This is a genomic window from Pseudomonas sp. RSB 5.4, assembly GCF_037126175.1.
In the GTDB taxonomy this organism is placed as follows: Bacteria; Pseudomonadota; Gammaproteobacteria; order Pseudomonadales; family Pseudomonadaceae; genus Aquipseudomonas; species Aquipseudomonas fluorescens_H.
In genome coordinates this window covers 3,395,380-3,412,195 of record NZ_CP146986.1, presented here as the reverse complement: position 1 = coordinate 3,412,195, position 16,816 = coordinate 3,395,380, and the positions used below count along the sequence as shown (strand labels likewise).

Genomic DNA, 16,816 nt, shown 5'->3' with positions numbered 1-16,816 from the left:
GGCCATGTTTTCACGGCGACAGATTCTCGTAGCGAGCGGCGGGCTGGGGGTTGCAGCCCTGGTGGCGGGTGTATTGCCAAAATTTTCCTCGGGCACCGCACTGATCGAGCAAGCCCATGCCGATGAGGTTTTCGAGGTGAGCCACAGCGACAGTGAATGGCACTCGCTGCTCTCGGATGAGCAGTACGCCATCCTGCGTGAAGAAGGCACCGAGCGGGCCTACACCAGCCCCCTCAACAACGAACATCGCAACGGCACATTCGACTGCGCGGGCTGTGACCTGGCGCTGTTTTCATCGGCGACCAAGTTCGACAGCCGCACTGGCTGGCCGAGTTTCTGGGCACCGCTGGAGCACGCGGTGGCCACGCGTCAGGACCGCTCTTTCGGCATGTCGCGCAATGAAGTGCACTGTCGGCGCTGCGGCGGGCACCTGGGGCATGTCTTCGATGACGGTCCGAAACCCACCGGCCTGCGCTATTGCATGAACGGCCTGGCGATGACGTTCAAACCCGTGGCGGCATGAGCCATGGCCCTTTTTCGATCTTCACTTTCTACAGGACGACACCATGTGGCTCTTGGTTCTCGCTTATCTGGGCGGTGTGCTGACGATCGTCAGTCCGTGCATCCTGCCTGTTCTGCCTTTTGTCTTCGCTCGCACCGGGCAGCCGTTTATCAAGAGTGGCTTGCCGCTATTGGCCGGGATGGCGCTGACCTTCGCCCTCGTCGCCACGCTGGCGGCGGTGGGCGGCGGTTGGGTGGTGCAAGTCAATCAGTACGGGCGCTGGCTCGCGTTGCTGTTCGTAGCACTGTTCGGACTGACGCTGCTGTTGCCGCGTCTCGCCGAGCGCCTGACGCGACCGCTGGTGTCGGCCGGCAGTCGGCTGTCCGAAGCCGTGGGCCAGGACAATCGTCCGCGTCCCGGCGCCTCGTTTCTGATCGGCGTTGCCACGGGGCTGCTCTGGGCGCCGTGCGCCGGGCCTATTCTCGGCTTGATTCTGACCGGTGCCGCGCTGCAAGGGGCAAGCATCGCCACCACGCTGTTGTTGCTCGCCTACGCGGCGGGCGCCGCGACTTCACTGGCGGCGGCGCTGCTGCTTGGCGGTAAGGTCTTTGCGTTGATGAAGCGCTCGATCGGTACGGGGGAGTGGATCCGTCGTGGGTTGGGAGCGGCGATGCTGGCGGGTGTTGCGGCGATTGCGCTGGGCCTCGATACCGGGCTGTTGGCGCGGTTGTCGACCGCATCCACGGGCGGAATCGAACAAGCGCTGGTGGGCAAACTCTCCGGCAAATCACCTGCGGGCAGCGGCACGATGATGGCGCAGATTCCCGCTGCGGATGACGCGGCGAACGGCAGCATGAAAGCCACAGGCGCGGTGATCAAAATCGCTGACAAGGCACCCGGAACATTGCCGGTCGAAGGCCAGTTGCCGCCGCTCACTGGCGCCGTGCAATGGCTCAATTCGCCACCGCTCGATGCCCAGGCATTGAAGGGCAAAGTGGTGCTGGTGGATTTCTGGACCTACTCCTGCATCAACTGCCTGCGCACCCTGCCATACGTCAAAGCCTGGGCCGAGAAGTACCGCGATCAGGGGCTGGTGGTAATCGGTGTGCATGCGCCGGAGTTCGCCTTCGAGCGCGATGTCGGCAACGTCACCAAAGCCATGAAGGAGTTGGGTATCAACTACCCGGTGGCGATCGATAACGACTACAAGATCTGGCGCGCCTTCAACAACGAATACTGGCCGGCGCATTATTTTGCCGATGCTCAGGGACGGATTCGATACCACCATTTTGGCGAAGGCGACTACGCCGAATCGGAGCGGGTCATCCAGCAGTTGCTGCGTGAGGCCGGGGCCAAAACCGTGGCTGATGGCCTGATCAACGCTGACGCCCAAGGCGTGCAGATGGCCCCGGACATGAATCAGGTGCTATCGCCGGAAACCTATGTCGGCTACCAGCGTGCGGAACATTTCGTACCGCAAACCAGCCTGGTGCCTGACAAGGTCGCGACCTATAACCCACCGGCCGACCTGACTTTGAATGACTGGAGCCTTGGCGGGCAGTGGGCTGTCGGCGCCGAGCGCGCCACCGCCAGTGCGCCGGCCAGTCGCATCGTCTATCGCTTCCACGCCCGCGATCTGCATTTGGTACTGGGGCCGGGCGCAGATGGCAAACCGGTGCGCTTCAAAGTGTCGATTGACGGTCAGTCGCCGGGGGATGCCCACGGTGTGGATGTCGCCGCGGATGGCAGCGGCCGCGTGACCGAACAGCGCTTGTACCAATTGGTGCGGCAAACCGACGAGGTGAAGGATCGCACCTTCACCATCGAATTTCTTGACCCGGGCGTATCGGCTTACGCCTTCACCTTCGGCTGATCGGGAGTGCGCAACATGAAAGCTCAAAACAACTGGCGACGGGTGTTGCTCGGCGTCGCCATGGCCGGCGTGATCGGGCAGTGTTCGGCGTTCTCTTTCGGCGCCGAAGACGCGGTGGTCATCCCGCCACCAGCCCTCGACGAAATCACCCACGCGCACAGTGAAACCGCGGTGTTCGCCGGTGGTTGTTTCTGGGGCGTGCAAGGGGTTTTCCAGCACGTCAAAGGTGTGCAGAAAGCCGTCTCCGGTTATGCCGGCGGCGCAGCGAACACGGCGCAATACGAGCGGGTCAGCGAAGGCGATACCGGTCACGCCGAGTCCGTGCAAGTTACCTTCGACCCGACGCAAGTCAGCTACGGCAGCCTGCTGCAGATCTACTTCTCGGTGGCCCACAACCCGACCGAACTCAACCGCCAAGGCCCCGACAGCGGCACGCAATATCGCTCGGCGCTGTTCCCGGTCAATGCCGACCAGCAACGGGTGGCCCAGGCCTACATCGCCCAACTCGACGCGGCGCATGCCTACAGCAAACCGATCGTCACGAAATTGGAAACCTACAACGGCTTCTACCCGGCGGAGGACTATCACCAGGATTTCCTGACCGAACACCCGAGCTATCCGTACATCGTGATCAACGACATGCCGAAGGTGGCGCAGTTGAAGCAGTTGTTTGCGCAGCGTTATCAGGATAAGCCGGTGTTGGTGAAAAGCGGAAGTTGATTCAGGTGTGTTTCTTGAGCCTTGGTCGTTCCATCGCAATCGTCGATGTTTCAAAACCCAGGTTGGCAAAAAACGCCTCAGCCCCGTCACGCCCGGCGCGCAGGACCCAAGTGATCTCGGGGTTGTCACCCATGACATGCTCGACCAGTGCGCGCCCGACGCCGGCGCGCCGATGTTGATCATCAACCACCACCATCGACAGATAACCGTTGGACAAACCATCGGTGAGGCCTCGGGCGAAACCAATGATCTGCTCGCCGCTCAGCGCGACCGCAGTGCGTTGCGAGTTTTCGATGAGTTGGGCGAAGTAGTCGTTGGAACCCGTTCGGTGTCCCCAGCCATGTTGCCCAAGAAACAGGCGAACTGGCTCCACTTCGGCAGGCAACAGATCGCGTACGGTGAGGTTGGTTTTCATCGAATGGCAGCATCCTTGTCGGCAATCACCGGAGCATAGTCAATCGCAGCTTAAATCAGGATCTGCCCCAGGTTTTCATCGCGAATTCGACGAAGCGCCGCAGCTTGGGCAAGCGATAACGATCCGGCGCGTACAGCAGGTGCAATGGGCGGCTCGGTGGCTGGTAATCCGGGATCACCGTCACCAGTTTGCCGTCGCGCAGATCCTGTTCCACCAGCGCATCCGGCAGCATCACAATGCCCATGCCGGTGCGCGCCGCCTGATGCAGGCCGGCAGAGGTGTTCATCAGCATCGGGCCGCTGACGTCGACCAGAATCTCGCCGTCCGGGCCGCTGAGGCGCCAGCGTTTTTCCACCGATTGCCAGTCATCGCCGGCAGGGTAGGCGAACGACAGGCAGTCGTGTTGCTGCAGGTCTTCCGGGGTGATCGGCATGCCGCGTCGCGCGACGTACGCCGGGGAGGCGCATACGGTCAGGGTGTAGTCGATCAGCGGCCGGGCGATCAGGTTCGACTGCTCGAAATGCCCCAGCCGAAACGCTACGTCGAGGCCACTTTCCAGCAGGTCCGGACGGCGGTTGGTCAGCACCACATCCATTTTCAATTGCGGGTATTGCAGGGAAAACTCGCTGAGCGCCGGGGCCAGACGTTCGACGCCAAAAGTCAGTGGTGCGGTGATACGCAGCAGGCCGCGCGGCTCGTCGAGGGCCTGTTCGGCGAGGCGTTCGGAGTCGGCCACCAGGCCCAATACATCCAGACAACGCTGGTAATAAACGCTACCGAATTCGGTCAGTCGCTGACGGCGGGTGGTGCGCTGCAGCAACTGCACGCCGAGCCTTTGCTCCAGTGCGCGCAGGTGATTTCCGACCATGGTCGTGGACATTTCGCACTGCAACGCGGCCGCCGTCATGCTCCCGGCTTCCACGACCTTCACGTACACGCTCATTGCCTGCAACAGGTCCATTATCAAGTCCTGCTTTTAAATGATTGAAGTTTTGCCGAGTTTATCCAGTTCTGGTGGCTAACCATACTGCAAACACACCGACCTTCACTGGAGTTTGAAGTCATGACCGCCGCCCTGATGAATACCTACCAACCGCTGGCCCTGAGCTTTATCAGAGGCCTGGGCACGCGCCTGTGGGATCAGGCCGGTCGAGAATATCTGGATGCTGTCGCCGGAGTCGCGGTGACCAATGTCGGGCACTCGCACCCACGGATTGTCGCTGCTATCAGCGAGCAGGCCGGACTGTTGCTGCACACCTCCAACCTGTACAGCATCGACTGGCAGCAACAGCTGGCGCAGAAACTCACGCAGTTGTCAGGAATGGAGCGGGCGTTTTTCAACAACTCCGGCGCTGAAGCCAACGAGACTGCACTGAAGCTGGCGCGTTTGTACGGCTGGAGCAAAGGCATCGAACAGCCACTGGTGGTGGTCATGGCCAACGCGTTTCATGGCCGCACGTTGGGCACCTTGTCGGCCAGCGATGGGCCGGCGGTGCGTCTGGGTTTCAATGATTTGCCGGGGGATTTCGTCAAAGTGCCCTTCGGTGATCTGGCTGCGCTGGATCAAGTGCAGCAAAAGCACGGCGAGCGGATCGTGGCGATTCTGGTCGAGCCGATCCAGGGCGAAAGCGGTGTGCAACTGGCGCCGCCCGGGTACCTCAAAGCCCTGCGCGAACTGTGCAATCGTCACGCCTGGCTGCTGATGCTCGACGAAATCCAGACCGGCATCGGCCGCACTGGCCAATGGTTTGCGTTCCAGCATGAAGGCATCGTGCCGGACGTCATGACCCTGGCCAAAGGCCTTGGCAACGGCGTGCCGATCGGTGCCTGCCTGGCGCGGGGCAGGGCGGCGGATCTGTTCACCCCCGGCAGCCATGGCAGCACGTTCGGCGGTAATCCGCTGGCCTGCCGGGTCGGCTGCACGGTGCTGGACATCATCGAAGAACAAGGCTTGCTGGAAAATGTTCGGGTACAGGGGGAGCGCTTGCTGGCTCGTCTACGTGCCGAACTGGCAGACAACCCCAACGTGCTGGCGATTCGTGGGCAGGGCTTGATGATCGGCATCGAACTGAAACAGCCGATCCGCGATCTGACGCTGATTGCTGCGCGGGATCATGGATTGCTGATCAACGTTACACGCGGCAAGACGATACGGCTGCTGCCGCCACTGACGATTGATGAGCGGGAGGTGGAGATGATTGTCAGAGGTGTGGGGCACATCATTCAGTAGTGGTATTTGCAACTAATGACGCAAATCTCACCGCCTTCGATGCTGTAGACCAAACGATGCTCACCCGTTATTCGTCTGGACCAAAAGCCGCTCATGTTGTGTTTGAGCGGCTCAGGCTTGCCAATCCCTTCAAACGGTTCGCGCTGAATTGCTTTTATCAACAGATTGATACGTTTGAGTCCGGCCTTATCGTTCTGCTGAAACCACAGGTAGTCTTCCCAGCCTGATGGCGTGAACTCGATTTTCATTCTTCGATCAATTGTCTGACTTTGGCTTTGCCGGCACGCATTTCGCCAATCGATTTGATCAACCGTTCGGCGTTGGCTGGAGAGCGGAGCAAGTAGGCCGTTTCTTCAAGTGCGTTGTATTCAGCCAGAGACATCATCACCACGGGCTCACCTTTTTGGCGTGTGACTAGAAGGGGAGCCCGGTCTTCGTTAACGCGATCCATCGTTTCGGCCAAATGCGCGCGGGCGGTGGTGTAGTTGATGGTTTGCATGTTGTAGTCCTCGCTGGATGCAAAGAACGTACAGAAATGAGTACATGATGACAAGGCGATACCTACCAGTGGTTGTTTCGCAGAAGGAGGGCTGCGAGTCATTTCAGTATCGCTCAAGAACTTTGGAGACGTTTCTGAGAAGGCTGTAATCCTTATCCTCGGTCGTGCCTCATGCGTAGTTGTTGTGCTGTCATCATCTGGCATTGTCAGTGTAGGAAAAGAACCTGAAATTCAGTCCGGATAATCCGCCAACTCAGGCGCCAGCATTCGCGTCTTCATCGCCCCGTTCGAATTGTGCTGAATGATCTCGCTCGGCTGCCCCTGCGCATTGAAAAACACCTGCCCGATCCCCGCTGAATTCCACAGCCGCTCACCCGCTTCGGCATGTTCCGGGGTATAGGGCACGATGCGCATGCGCCGGCGTTTGGTAAACCAGTTCAACGGCGAACGCGGCGAGTAGAGCCAGCGGTTGAGGCGGTCGAACCATTCCAGCAGGGTTTTCGGGAACTCGTTCTTGATTCCGCTGCTGGTGATCTGCCAGATCCGTGGCCCGGCCTTGCGGTGTCGGATAAGCACTTCGTAGACGAAGGAATAATGCACGTCGCCGGACAGCACCACGTAGTTTCCGGGTGTGCGGGTGTGTCGGAAAATGTTCAGGATCACCTGCGCCGCACCGCGATGAGCCATCCAGTTTTCCGCGTCGACCAGCAGCGGATAGCCGCACCAGCTGAAAACCTTCTGCACGGTTTCGATCAGCTTCACGCCGAAGATCGGCGCGGGGGAAACAATGATTGCTGACGGATGATCGAGCAGCTCCTGTTGCAGTTCGCTCAGCGCTTCCCAGTCCAGTAAACCGGAGGGTTGTTTGAGTGCCATCTCGCTGCGCCAGCGGCGGGTGCGGGTGTCGAGCACCACCAGCGCCGGGCTGGTCGGCAGCACGAAATGCCAGTGCTGAAAGCGCAGCAAATCATCGATCAGCGCGTCCTGCACCGGGCTGTCGAGATATTGATCGTCACCACTGGCGCTCAGGCGGCGAGCGTTCTCCAGCACATCCTTGAACGCGTCCGGATTATTGCCCCAGCCCTGGCACAACATGTACGCGATCAAGGCGTTGCCGATGATGCGTTTGGAGAACGGGTGGCCGTAGGCGGTTTCCTCCCACTGCGCGGAAAGATTCCAGTCATCGGTGATGTCGTGGTCGTCGAAAATCATCAGGCTTGGCAGGTGCGCCAACGCCCGGGCGACCTTGCAAAAACCGGCTTTGAAGGCATCGATGCGGGTTTGTTCGAGGGTATAGCGCTGCAAGCGTTCCGTCGTCAGCGAGGGCGCTGTCGGATTGATCAGCGTCCACGCAACCGGCGACCACACCAGCAAGTACATCGCCATCACTTCGGCGAACGTCACCAGGTGATTGTCGGCGCTGCTGCTGGTGAAAATAGGCTTACGCGCGCCGCCGAAAAATCGCTCGCGCAAGGTCTCGTTGCTCTCCAGCGCCGGTAACAAATCCGCGCGGTGGTAGTAACTGGCAGGGTGCTTGTAAAGCTTGGCGCTGTCGCTGACCACCGCGCCTTCGAGGTGTTCGTCGAACAGGCCGAGGCGTTCGATCAAGGCGTGAATTGCCCGCAGCATCGGGCCGGCAACATCGTCGGCGTAGATCTGGTCGCCGCTCATCATCAGCAGGGCTGGACGTTGTTGCGGATCGGTTTCGGCAGCCAACAGTTGATCGACGCACAGCAAACCGTCTGCCGCCGGGTGATGGGGCTTGCGGCAGGAACCGTGCAGCAACTGATCGATCCGCGAGCGCACGACAAGGTTCGGGCAATGGGCATTGCCGTACAGCAGATGCGGCGCCCATGCGGCGATGGGCGTTTGGCCGTCGATCAGCAGGTCGTAGTCAATACGCGTGTCGCAGGGCAGGGTGCTGTCGAGCACAACGTCGATCAGATGGACGAACGCGTGACGGCCTACGGGGATGACTGCGCATTTCCCGGCATCGAGAGGAATGTCTCCTACACCTTGCAGGCGCAAGGTCAGCGACAGTTGACGCGTACCGACCAGCCACAGCACCACTCGCGTCGATTCCAGCCGACGCAGCAGCGGGCCGGCCAAAACGGGAGGCAGCGGATTCAGGTCAGCAGGTATCGGGGACATTCGGGGGCAAAGCTCAAGGCGCACAGGCTGGCGATGATAGCGCAGCCGGCGCCTTGAACCCTTAAACGAGGCTTAAGAACCGACCTTCTGCAACTTCAGATTCAGCAGTCGCCATTCGGCGGACGCGGGTTGCTCCTGCACCGAGCAGTCGAAGCTATAAGTGACGTCATCGCCGTTCATGTTGCGCGCGGTGACCTTGTTGCTGAGGGTGTAGACCTGATCCTTGAAGCGCTTGGTGACAATGGCAGAGCTGTCGGCGAAGCGCGCCGACGCCGGGAAGCGCAGCGTGCTGGTGACCAGCGTGCCGCACATGACATACGCGAGCATCGATTCATCGCTGTCGGCATTTTGCCCAAGCTTGTCGCGCAACGCGGCGAGCGCTTTACGGCCCTGCGCGTCGCTCTGATCCAGGACGGTTTTTTCCGATATCGATTTCGGTGCCCGGCTGGCGTAATTCGGCAGCAGTGCGGAATCCGGCGGAGAAGGTTGGTTATCCTGCTCGATCGCGGCAAAGCCCGGCGCGTTCTCCAGCACCGCGGACTTCGAATCCGACTCGGCTTCGGGTAACAGACTGGTGGTCACATCGCTCTGTGTGATCACGTCTTCGATTGGCACTTTTGCGGATTTATGCGCTGACGGGAATATCGACAGCAAGATCGACAGCACCACCATGCCGACGATAAAACCGCCCGCCGCGCCAACGATGTTGCCGTAAAACAGATTCCAGCTGCCGCGGTTTTTCACCACCCAGCGCCACATGAAACCCCAGGCGGCGATAAATGCCAGAAAACTCAGAAACTCCATTCGATCCTTTCCTTAACCCTTCAATAGCCTGCAAAACAGCACTCACTGGCGGTGAGTGCTGAAGATGGACGGCAAGATATCAAAATAGAGGTCTGACGCCACGAAGACATTTACATGCCGAGATTGGGCGGATTGATCTGGGCAAAAAACATGATCGCCGTTATGCCGGCCACTACGCCGCAAAGGCCGGCCAGTAGCTGACGCGCGACAGGGTGTTCGACTTGCGAGCGGCGGGCCACCAGCATCCATACACCGCTCAGCGCCGCAGCGGTTGCGAGCATTTCCAGAATCGATCCCATGACCCCCGGGACCGGTGGCCGGCTAGAGCCGAACAGACCGATACTAAGCTGCGAAACCACCAGGCCAACAATCATGCCGCTGGCAGCGCCCAACACATTGGCAAGTAGCAGGTTCCAAGCCCCACGCTGCCTGACGACCCAGACCCACATGCCTATACAGGCGATAAAGAAAAACACAAAATCCATCGTATCCATCCTTCGCAACCAGTCGCGCTACAAACGCTCGGCACCTTGCCGACAGTGGACGGCACGATAGCAAAATAGTAGCGTCGCGCCACTTTCTTGATTCCTGTAATGGACTACGCATGTCAAAAGTCGCTTCTGTTCTGCGCACGCTCTGTGCAATCACGCTCACCAGCGCCATTACTCCGGCAATCGCCGCCTGGAAAGAGCCTCCGGAGAGCAGCTGGCAGTATTACCTCGCCAACTGCCAGCGAATGCAGGAAAAAATGGCCGACGTCCAGAGCGGTCGCGTACCTGGCGCCTTTGAGGTGGCAGGTGATCTGGAAGGCAGCCTGCGGATCATCAATGAGCGCCGCTTGAACCTGACGCCCCAATACCTCGGCTCCCGCGAATTCGCTCAATGCGAAAACGTCGCCGCCCAGGCCGAGGCAACGATTGCCCAAGGCAAAGCCGAATTCGCCGCCAGAATGAATCAGGCCGCCCAGCAAGGCCGCATCGCCCACCAGAACTCCCCCGAATACCAACGCGCGCGTTCACTCGGCTACAGCGACGTCGGCGACATCTCCTTCCTGAAACTGCACGAAGACATGGACGGCGAAGCTCGCCTGAAAACCATGCTGATCACCGTCGACGAAGTCTGCGGCCAATACTTCCGCGCCACGCAATATGTGAAGCCGTATGTGATTTATACCGTTCGCCCATTGGATGGCGGTTGTGGCGAGGAAAAACGCGTGGCGATCGTCGGCGGCCGGTCGGTGGAGAAGGGCGATTACATCGATGAGCGGGGCGAGTTTCAGTATGTGGGCTGGAAGAAGATTGTGGGGGCGGATGGGTTTCCCACGGATATTCGGGTGCTCAAGGCTCGGCGCTGAAAGGCTGTAGGGGCGGCGCGATGGATCAAAGAATGTCTTTCAAATAACCCTTGAGCGCGAGGAGCGGTTGATCAAGCTGCTCCAGCGACTGCGCCTGCCTGAAATCGGCTGACAGCTTGTGCAGCTCACGTCCCAGCGGTTTCTCGACCCCGCCCAATGCGTCCATCGCCAACCCCAGGCACTCGTTCATCTTGAACTGGATGGTTTGGATATCCCCGCGGCGCACCAGCAATTCGAACACGTCTTTCTGGTAGTCGCCCATGACCATGTCATCCCGCAGAATCGGGCTCAGGCCTTCCTCCTCGTAAGCGAGCTTGAGGGAGAAAAGGGCGACTGTTTCCAGTGACGTTTCCATGGTTGGCCTTGGATGTCCTTGAGCATGAGTCTTGAAATTCGGTACGACCAACGAAAGCCGCAACGGACGGCAAACCGCGTCCGGGCGGGCGTGATTATACTGAGCGGACGCATCAGGTGCAGTCCCTAGGCAAAACAGGTCGCACGGACAGCGCCGAGACATTCAATGACCTAAGCAACAGAACGAGTTTCTCAGGATGGCCAGCGAGTATGAGATGCCAGACAAACTCGACGTTAGTTCAGGCACATAAGCGGAGCGACGATCATGGAATACGACGAAAAGTTGATTGATGAGGCTGTGCTTGGCCTTTTGGCCGCGTTCAGTTCCGACGACGGCAATGCATGGAAAGGGTTCGATTTTGAAGTCATGAACCGATTGCATGAGCAGGGTTTCATCAGTGATCCGGTAAACAGGAACAAATCGATCTGGTTGACGAAGGAGGGCCAGGAACGAGGCCGTCAGATAGCTGAGCGTTTGTTTGGGGGAGGTGTTCAAGCCGAGCGTGTGTCTGACCCGGATATCTGAGGTCCTGCATTGGCTAATCACTTGATTTGGGCCACGCCAGTGCAACGCAACTGGAGGAGTTTGTCCGTTGGAGCATTTTCTGACTGAACCACAACTGACAAAAGTGAGAGCTGCTCTTTCTGAGCCATTCAACGATTTTCCCGTCGAATATGACTATGTGGCGAATCAGGTAAGAGGCGTCGCTCCTGAAACCCTTTACGAAATTCTCTATTCAGAGGTCGCGCCGGTGTGCTTCACCAATCTCGTTGCGGCTGTGCCTCCAGTATGGACGGGGTTTGACCCTGACATACTCAGACAGTCGATAGAAGAAAGGCTGGCAGCTAGACAGCGCAACTGGTTTTGTCGGCAGTTAGATCAAGTGCTGATTCGTTGGCTGAAATACAACTACGCCTACATCTGGAAAGAAATCGCCATTAGGCTTTGAGCCCAAGCGTTCAATGGACTAGGCGACCATGACAAAGACTCAGTTGTGGCACAACCTGCAGCACGTTTAACCGATGCGGCCAGTCGCCCATTGCCACGGCATGGCGCCAAGGTCATAGCTGCAGATTCTCTTGCATATTGCTGTGATCAATCGCCCAGCGTTTAGCCCACACTTCTCGTAGCACGGTTACGCAAAAATAATTGCCCAACTTTTCAGCAGACGAAAAAAAAGGCCTTGCTAAGCAAGACCTTTCTTAATTTTGGTGCCCCGAGGGAGACTCGAACTCCCACTCCTTTCGAAAACGGATTTTGAATCCGCCGCGTCTACCAATTCCGCCATCAGGGCTCAATGGCGGCGAAGTATAGAGAGGTGATTACCGTTGGTCAATCACGTTTCATGGTCAATTTTTGATAATTCCGCTAGACTTTCCGGCCCTGCTAGACGAACCCCATCATGCGCGTTGCTGACTTTACCTTCGAGCTTCCTGATTCGCTGATCGCCCGCCACCCTTTGGCCGAGCGTCGCGGTAGTCGCCTGCTGACCCTTGATGGGCCGAGCGGCGCCCTTGCACACCGTCAATTCACTGATTTGCTTGAGCATTTGCGCCCGGGCGATTTGATGGTATTCAACAATACCCGGGTGATTCCGGCGCGGTTGTTCGGGCAGAAAGCCTCGGGCGGCAAGCTGGAAATCCTCATCGAACGCGTGCTCGATACGCATCGCGTGCTGGCCCATGTGCGTTCCAGCAAGTCGCCGAAGCCGGGTTCGAAGATTCTTATCGACGGCGGTGGCGAAGCCACGATGCTCGCGCGCCACGATGCGCTGTTCGAGCTGGGCTTTGCTGAAGAAGTGCTGCCGCTGCTCGATCGCGTCGGGCACATGCCGTTGCCTCCTTATATAGACCGCCCGGACGAAGGCTCGGATCGTGAGCGCTATCAGACCGTGTACGCCCAGCGTCTCGGTGCGGTGGCGGCGCCGACGGCGGGGCTGCATTTCGATCAGCCGCTGATGGAGGCGATTGCCGCCAAGGGCGTCGAGACCGCGTTCGTCACGCTGCACGTCGGTGCGGGGACGTTCCAGCCGGTGCGCGTCGACAAGATCGAAGATCACCACATGCACAGTGAGTGGCTGGAAGTCGGCCAGGATGTGGTCGACGCCGTTGCTGCGTGCCGCGCACGTGGTGGGCGGGTGATTGCCGTGGGCACCACCAGTGTGCGTTCGCTGGAAAGTGCCGCGCGCGATGGCGTGCTCAAGCCGTTCAGTGGCGACACCGACATTTTTATCTACCCGGGCCGGCCGTTCCATGTGGTCGACGCCCTGGTCACCAACTTCCACTTGCCGGAATCGACGCTGTTGATGCTGGTTTCGGCGTTCGCCGGTTATCCCGAAACCATGGCCGCCTATAAAGCCGCCGTCGACAACGGCTACCGCTTTTTCAGCTACGGTGATGCGATGTTCATCACCCGTAATCCCGCCCCGACTGCCCCTGAACAAACAGGCCCAGAGGAAACAGAATGAGTCGCGAATGTCGCATGTCCTTTGAACTGCTTGCCACCGATGGCAAGGCTCGTCGTGGTCGTCTGACCTTCCCGCGTGGCACCGTCGAGACCCCGGCCTTCATGCCGGTGGGCACCTATGGCACGGTCAAGGGCATGTTGCCGCGTGACATCGTCGCCACTGGCGCGGAAATCATTCTGGGCAACACCTTCCACCTGTGGCTGCGCCCGGGCACCGAGGTGATCAAGGAACACGGCGACCTGCACGATTTCATGCAGTGGAAAGGCCCGATCCTCACCGACTCCGGTGGTTTTCAGGTGTTCAGCCTGGGCGCCATGCGCAAGATCAAGGAGGAGGGCGTGACCTTCGCCTCTCCGGTCGATGGCTCGAAAGTGTTCATGGGCCCGGAAGAATCGATGCAGGTGCAGCGCGATCTCGGTTCCGACATCGTGATGATCTTCGACGAATGCACGCCGTACCCGGCTGACGAAGATGTCGCTCGCGTTTCGATGGAGCTGTCGCTGCGTTGGGCCCAGCGCTCGAAAAACGCGCATGGCGACAACACCGCAGCGCTGTTCGGTATTGTTCAGGGTGGCATGCACCAGGATCTGCGCATGCGCTCGCTGGAAGGTCTGGATAAGATCGGCTTCGATGGCCTGGCCATTGGCGGTCTGTCGGTGGGCGAGCCGAAGCACGAGATGATCAAGGTGCTGGATTATCTGCCGGGCATGATGCCGGCTGACAAACCTCGTTACCTTATGGGCGTTGGCAAACCGGAAGATCTGGTTGAGGGTGTGCGCCGCGGTGTGGACATGTTCGATTGCGTGATGCCAACCCGTAATGCCCGCAATGGGCATCTGTTCATTGATACAGGCGTGCTGAAGATCCGTAACGCGTTCCATCGCCATGATGATTCGCCGCTGGATCCGACCTGCGATTGCTATACCTGCCAGAACTTCTCCCGCGCTTATCTGCATCACCTGGACAAGTGCGGCGAAATGCTCGGCAGCATGCTCAATACCATCCATAACTTGCGCCATTATCAGGTGCTGATGGCTGGTTTGCGCGAGGCTATTCAACAGGGTACATTGGCCGCCTTTGTCGATGCCTTCTACGCCAAACGCGGGCTCCCCGTTCCGCCTTTGGACTGAGTTTTCTGACCCCAAGATTCAACATTTGCAACTGGAGTGCTAAATGAGCTTTTTTATCTCTAACGCCATGGCTGACGCAGCTGCACCGGCTGCTGCAGGCCCAATGGGCGGCGGCTTCGAGTGGATTTTCCTGGTCGGCTTCCTGGTCATCTTCTACCTGATGATCTGGCGTCCACAGGCCAAGCGCGCCAAGGAGCAGAAGAACCTGCTGAGCAGCCTTGCGAAGGGTGACGAAGTGGTTACCACCGGCGGCATCGCCGGCAAGATCACCAAAGTGGCCGACGACTTCGTGGTTCTGGAAGTTTCCGACACCGTGGAAATGAAGTTCCAGAAGGGCGCCATCGCCGCCACGCTGCCAAAAGGCACGCTGAAAGCGATCTAAGGTTCCAACTTCTACTCAATCGACGGGGCGCGCAAGGCGCCCCGCGTTCATAACGGGCGGCGTGATGCTGAACAAATATCCTCTGTGGAAATACATTCTGATCCTGGCGGTGCTGGCGGTCGGTCTGATTTATTCCGCTCCCAATCTATACCCTGATGACCCGGCCATTCAGATCAGCGGCGCCAGCACGGCACTGCAGGTCAATCAGGCCGATCTGGATCGCGTCAGCACCGCGCTGCGTGAGTCCGGGATCAACGTCAAGGCAGCTTCGCTGGCCGCCAACGGCAAGGGCGGTCTGATCCGTCTGACCAAGGCTGAAGACCAGCTGCCGGCCAAGGACGTTGTGCGCAAGGCATTGGGTGATGACTACGTCGTCGCACTGAACCTGGCACAGACCACCCCGCAATGGCTGCGCAACCTCGGCGCGCACCCGATGAAGCTGGGTCTGGACTTGTCCGGTGGTGTGCACTTCCTGCTGGAAGTGGACATGGACAAAGCCCTCGACGCCCGCCTGAAAGTCTACGAAGGCGACGTCAAGAGTCTGCTGCGCAAAGAGAAGCTGCGCTATCGCAGCCTGCCACAACTGGGCGGCGCCATTCAGTTGGGCTTCAGCGATGCTGACTCCCGCGAACAGGCCCGTGCGCTGATCCGCAAGAACTTCAACGATTTCGACATTGTTCCGGCCGACCTCAACGGTCAACCGGTGCTGCGTCTGGCGATGACCCCGGCCAAGCTGGCGGAAATCCGTGAATACTCCATCAAGCAAAACTTGACCACGGTACGTAACCGCGTCAACGAGCTGGGTGTTGCCGAACCGATCGTTCAGCGTCAGGGCGCCAACCGCATCGTGGTTGAGCTGCCGGGCGTGCAGGACACTGCCGAAGCCAAGCGTATTCTCGGCAAGACGGCCAACCTTGAGTTCCGTCTGGCTGCAGAGCCGGGTGCTTCGAAAGCCACTTCCGAAACTTTCGAGTTCCGTGAAGGCAAGCGTCCTCCTGCGCAGATCGAGCGTGGCCTGATCATCACCGGTGACCAGGTGACCGATGCCAAGGCCGGTTTCGGCGAGCACGGCACGCCTGAAGTGAACATCCGCCTGGATGGCCACGGTGGCGAGCTGATGAGCCGCGCGACCCGTTCGAACGTCGGTCGCAGCATGGCAGTGATCTTCATCGAACAGCGTCCGGTGACCACTTACACCAAGCAGGTTGTGGACGGCGTCGAGAAAGACGTGCCGGTTCAGACCTTCAAGGAAGAGAAGAAGATCATCAGCCTGGCGACCATTCAGTCGCCGCTGGGTGCGCAGTTCCGCATCACCGGCCTGAACGGCCAGGGCGAATCGTCCGAGCTGGCGCTGCTGCTGCGTGCCGGTGGTCTGGCCGCGCCGATGTACTTCGCTGAAGAGCGCACAATCGGTCCGAGCCTGGGTGCTGACAACATCACCAAGGGTATCGATGCATCGCTGTGGGGCATGCTGTTCGTCTCGCTGTTCATCATCGCCATCTACCGCTTCTTCGGTTTGATCGCCACGGTCGCGCTGGCAGTGAACATGGTGCTGCTGCTGGCGCTGATGTCGCTGCTGGGTGCAACGCTGACCCTGCCGGGTATCGCCGGTATCGTCTTGACCATGGGTATGGCGGTCGACGCCAACGTGCTGATCTTCTCGCGGATCCGTGAAGAGATCGCCGCCGGCATGACTGTGCAGCGTGCAATCAACGAAGGCTTCGGCCGGGCATTCACCGCGATTCTCGACGCCAACCTGACCACTCTGCTGGTCGGCGGCATCCTCTTCGCCATGGGCACCGGCCCGGTGAAGGGCTTCGCAGTGACCATGTCCCTCGGGATCTTTACCTCGATGTTCACGGCCATCATGGTGACCCGCGCAATGGTCAACCTGATCTTCGGCGGACGTGACTTCAAGAAGTTGTGGATTTAAG

At 59.3% G+C, this 16,816-nt stretch carries 19 protein-coding genes and 1 tRNA gene; 11 read left to right on the top strand and 9 right to left on the bottom strand.

What is annotated here, in order from left to right; all coding sequences use genetic code 11:
- Positions 1 to 4: 4 nt before the first annotated feature.
- The 3 genes from msrB to msrA are packed head-to-tail and all read left to right on the top strand — an operon-like array spanning position 5 to position 3,095.
- Positions 5 to 523, top strand: a complete 519-nt coding sequence (gene msrB, locus V9L13_RS15320) for a peptide-methionine (R)-S-oxide reductase MsrB (RefSeq protein ID WP_003227971.1) — start codon at positions 5 to 7, stop codon at positions 521 to 523.
- Positions 524 to 566: 43 nt separating this feature from the next.
- A complete protein-coding gene (locus tag V9L13_RS15315) occupies positions 567 to 2,375 on the top strand; it encodes a cytochrome c biogenesis protein DipZ (protein ID WP_338799945.1) in 1,809 nt (602 codons plus the stop codon).
- Between the two features lie 15 nt (positions 2,376 to 2,390).
- Positions 2,391 to 3,095, top strand: coding sequence for a peptide-methionine (S)-S-oxide reductase MsrA (gene msrA / locus V9L13_RS15310; protein ID WP_338799944.1), 705 nt, complete (start codon positions 2,391 to 2,393; stop codon positions 3,093 to 3,095).
- Position 3,096: 1 nt separating this feature from the next.
- Here the strand turns inward: msrA and V9L13_RS15305 are convergent, their stop codons facing one another.
- The gene (locus tag V9L13_RS15305) at positions 3,097 to 3,510 is read right to left on the bottom strand and encodes a GNAT family N-acetyltransferase (protein ID WP_338799943.1); all 414 of its coding nucleotides are present in this window, start codon (positions 3,508 to 3,510) and stop codon (positions 3,097 to 3,099) included.
- Between the two features lie 55 nt (positions 3,511 to 3,565).
- Positions 3,566 to 4,471, bottom strand: a complete 906-nt coding sequence (locus V9L13_RS15300; RefSeq protein ID WP_045122621.1) for a LysR family transcriptional regulator — start codon at positions 4,469 to 4,471, stop codon at positions 3,566 to 3,568.
- 102 nt (positions 4,472 to 4,573) lie between these two features.
- Between V9L13_RS15300 and V9L13_RS15295 the strand changes: the two genes are divergently transcribed.
- Positions 4,574 to 5,740 (top strand): aspartate aminotransferase family protein, encoded by a 1,167-nt coding sequence (locus tag V9L13_RS15295; RefSeq protein ID WP_103484056.1) that lies wholly within the window; start codon positions 4,574 to 4,576, stop codon positions 5,738 to 5,740.
- Here the strand turns inward: V9L13_RS15295 and V9L13_RS15290 are convergent.
- The 5 genes from V9L13_RS15290 to V9L13_RS15270 form a co-directional block, all read right to left on the bottom strand.
- A complete protein-coding gene (locus V9L13_RS15290) occupies positions 5,734 to 5,988 on the bottom strand; it encodes a Txe/YoeB family addiction module toxin (RefSeq protein WP_086791674.1) in 255 nt (84 codons plus the stop codon). The genes V9L13_RS15295 and V9L13_RS15290 overlap by 7 nt on opposite strands.
- The gene (locus V9L13_RS15285; protein ID WP_086791676.1) at positions 5,985 to 6,239 is read right to left on the bottom strand and encodes a type II toxin-antitoxin system prevent-host-death family antitoxin; all 255 of its coding nucleotides are present in this window, start codon (positions 6,237 to 6,239) and stop codon (positions 5,985 to 5,987) included. Before V9L13_RS15285 ends, V9L13_RS15290 begins: the two co-directional genes overlap by 4 nt.
- 231 nt (positions 6,240 to 6,470) lie before the next feature.
- A complete protein-coding gene (locus V9L13_RS15280; RefSeq protein ID WP_338799942.1) occupies positions 6,471 to 8,390 on the bottom strand; it encodes an alkaline phosphatase D family protein in 1,920 nt (639 codons plus the stop codon).
- Between the two features lie 72 nt (positions 8,391 to 8,462).
- Positions 8,463 to 9,194, bottom strand: coding sequence for a hypothetical protein (locus V9L13_RS15275; protein ID WP_338799941.1), 732 nt, complete (start codon positions 9,192 to 9,194; stop codon positions 8,463 to 8,465).
- 110 nt (positions 9,195 to 9,304) lie between these two features.
- Entirely contained in the window at positions 9,305 to 9,679 is a 375-nt protein-coding gene (locus tag V9L13_RS15270; protein ID WP_338799940.1) for a hypothetical protein, read from the bottom strand.
- 119 nt (positions 9,680 to 9,798) lie between these two features.
- On the opposite strand from V9L13_RS15270, the gene V9L13_RS15265 reads away from it, so the two are divergent.
- Positions 9,799 to 10,548, top strand: a complete 750-nt coding sequence (locus V9L13_RS15265; RefSeq protein WP_338799939.1) for a hypothetical protein — start codon at positions 9,799 to 9,801, stop codon at positions 10,546 to 10,548.
- A 25-nt stretch (positions 10,549 to 10,573) separates the two neighbouring features.
- Here the strand turns inward: V9L13_RS15265 and V9L13_RS15260 are convergent, their stop codons facing one another.
- On the bottom strand, positions 10,574 to 10,903 hold the full coding sequence (locus V9L13_RS15260) for a hypothetical protein (protein ID WP_003227952.1): 330 nt from the start codon (positions 10,901 to 10,903) through the stop codon (positions 10,574 to 10,576).
- Positions 10,904 to 11,167: 264 nt separating this feature from the next.
- On the opposite strand from V9L13_RS15260, the gene V9L13_RS15255 reads away from it, so the two are divergent.
- Both V9L13_RS15255 and V9L13_RS15250 read left to right on the top strand, forming a co-directional pair.
- A complete protein-coding gene (locus tag V9L13_RS15255) occupies positions 11,168 to 11,428 on the top strand; it encodes a DUF6429 family protein (RefSeq protein ID WP_338799938.1) in 261 nt (86 codons plus the stop codon).
- A 67-nt stretch (positions 11,429 to 11,495) separates the two neighbouring features.
- On the top strand, positions 11,496 to 11,852 hold the full coding sequence (locus V9L13_RS15250) for a hypothetical protein (protein WP_226501203.1): 357 nt from the start codon (positions 11,496 to 11,498) through the stop codon (positions 11,850 to 11,852).
- 260 nt (positions 11,853 to 12,112) lie between these two features.
- Here V9L13_RS15250 and V9L13_RS15245 read toward each other — a convergent pair.
- Positions 12,113 to 12,197 (bottom strand) — tRNA-Leu (locus V9L13_RS15245).
- A gap of 108 nt (positions 12,198 to 12,305) precedes the next feature.
- Between V9L13_RS15245 and queA the strand changes: the two genes are divergently transcribed.
- From queA to secD, 4 genes are all read left to right on the top strand, one after another.
- A complete protein-coding gene (gene queA, locus V9L13_RS15240) occupies positions 12,306 to 13,370 on the top strand; it encodes a tRNA preQ1(34) S-adenosylmethionine ribosyltransferase-isomerase QueA (protein ID WP_003227927.1) in 1,065 nt (354 codons plus the stop codon).
- Positions 13,371 to 13,384: 14 nt separating this feature from the next.
- The gene (tgt, locus tag V9L13_RS15235; RefSeq protein WP_161794909.1) at positions 13,385 to 14,500 is read left to right on the top strand and encodes a tRNA guanosine(34) transglycosylase Tgt; all 1,116 of its coding nucleotides are present in this window, start codon (positions 13,385 to 13,387) and stop codon (positions 14,498 to 14,500) included.
- 43 nt (positions 14,501 to 14,543) lie between these two features.
- Positions 14,544 to 14,882: a preprotein translocase subunit YajC gene (yajC, locus tag V9L13_RS15230; protein ID WP_003227923.1), complete on the top strand. Its 339-nt coding sequence runs from the start codon at positions 14,544 to 14,546 to the stop codon at positions 14,880 to 14,882.
- A 64-nt stretch (positions 14,883 to 14,946) separates the two neighbouring features.
- Entirely contained in the window at positions 14,947 to 16,815 is a 1,869-nt protein-coding gene (gene secD / locus V9L13_RS15225) for a protein translocase subunit SecD (protein WP_098965483.1), read from the top strand.
- Position 16,816 lies beyond the last annotated feature (1 nt).